2 protein-coding genes are annotated in these 1,614 nt (G+C 37.2%); both read left to right on the forward strand.

Annotated elements, in window-relative coordinates; all coding sequences use genetic code 11:
* A partial coding sequence (locus R3X26_RS18705) for a hypothetical protein (RefSeq protein ID WP_317718833.1) occupies window positions 1–972 on the forward strand: 972 nt, incomplete at its 5' end.
* A gap of 215 nt (window positions 973–1,187) precedes the next feature.
* Complete coding sequence (locus R3X26_RS18710) at window positions 1,188–1,493, forward strand: helix-turn-helix transcriptional regulator (RefSeq protein ID WP_317718834.1); 306 nt, start codon at window positions 1,188–1,190, stop codon at window positions 1,491–1,493.
* The last annotated feature ends 121 nt before the right edge of the window (window positions 1,494–1,614 follow it).

Here is a 1,614-nt window from a genome sequence, read left to right on the forward strand (position 1 = left end):
AGTCTTAAGCACACCGCTGACGTTGGCATTTTTGCGTCAGAAGTAACGGGTAAATTCACTTTACCTAAAGACAAAGGCATTACAAAAACGTTTATCACAGAGGCCACATCTTTCAATGAAGATATTTCTTATAAGATATCAACTGCTTCTAATAACATTGAATTAGATGCCGCTTTTGACATTGGCCTTATTCCACTTAATCGTACAGAAAACTTAAGTATGGGAACATTAACCTTTAATGTGGATGGCAATAAGGATGCGTTGACTTATTCTGCGAACATTCCAGAGATTAGCGTAAATGGCTCACGTCAGTCCGTATCTTTTTCTAATATCGGATTAGCTGTAGTAGATGGCGAAAAAGTTGCTGATAAATCTTTGGATTTCACTCTTGGATCTTTTAAGCTACGTGATGAAAAAAGTGATAAAAGTGTTGATCTTGCTGGTGGCAAACTGACGTCTTTGCTTAGTATGGGCGAAACTTCTACATTAAGTACAAGCATCGGCATTGATAACTTAAAAGTGAATGCTGTTGGTATTCCTCCATATGATTTTGCTCTTGGATTAGAAACCGATATTGTGAACCTGAATACTTCTGTATTAAAGCAATTCGAGTACATAATGGATAGAGGCAATATCTCTTCTAGTGAAATGGAAGGCTTAATAGTTGATCTTGTTAGTTCTGGTCTACGAGCAGAGAATATTAATTTCACAGTTAATGAAGCATCTGTGAAAGGTTCACTTTCTATTAAGCCAGATAACTACACTGGATTACGACCTCACTTAGTGAATAAAAAAATCGGAAGCAACACTTCAAGCCAGTTTGATTTTGATTTATCAAAACAGATGTACTTAGCCGCTCCAAATTTACAACATTTTATTGACCAGTATTTTGATGCGAACGCTAATGGTCATTACACGGCTGAAATAAAAACAGAAGCTGACAAATTATTTATAAACGGGACGAAGATATAATTTCCTTTTCGTAGCGCATTTAACTTAAGCAATCTGGTATTCAATTATGGATGCCAGATTTCATTGATAAACAACTAAAAAAGAAGCACATTCATTGCACAGTAACACGATATTTTTAAAAGTTATTAAAAGGTCTGTATACAACTAATATGTTGTTAATTGGATCGTAGACAACTTTTGGGTTGTTTGATGAAAGAATATAAAGCTTAGAAGAAATGACAACCTTGCTCACTGATCATCGCAGAAAACTCGGTCTCGAGCAAAAAGACATGTACATGCGAATTGGTATGAAGCAGCAACAGTATCAGCGCATTGAAGCAGGCTGTGATGTGAAGCTGTCAACCTTGCTTAGGGTGCTAGAAGGGCTCGATTTGGAATTGATGATCACGTCCAAAGGCAGCAAAACGTATCCAGTTTATTCAGATAGCGCGACTCAAGATCAGAGCGATAGCTTCAAAAGTGATCAATTGCCTGACGACGGGGATGATCTTGGGTTTTGGTTTGGCTCTGAGGACAAATGATGGCTAAACAGATAGAAAAGGTTGAAGCTCTTAATATTCAACTGCATGGCATCGATGTTGCGATTATTGCTCATTATGCTTGGAGGCAAAAATATTCTGACTTTCAATCCTACTTTTGTTG

Origin of the sequence: Vibrio sp. TH_r3 (assembly GCF_033101115.1) — a bacterium.
Taxonomy (GTDB): Bacteria; Pseudomonadota; Gammaproteobacteria; order Enterobacterales; family Vibrionaceae; genus Vibrio.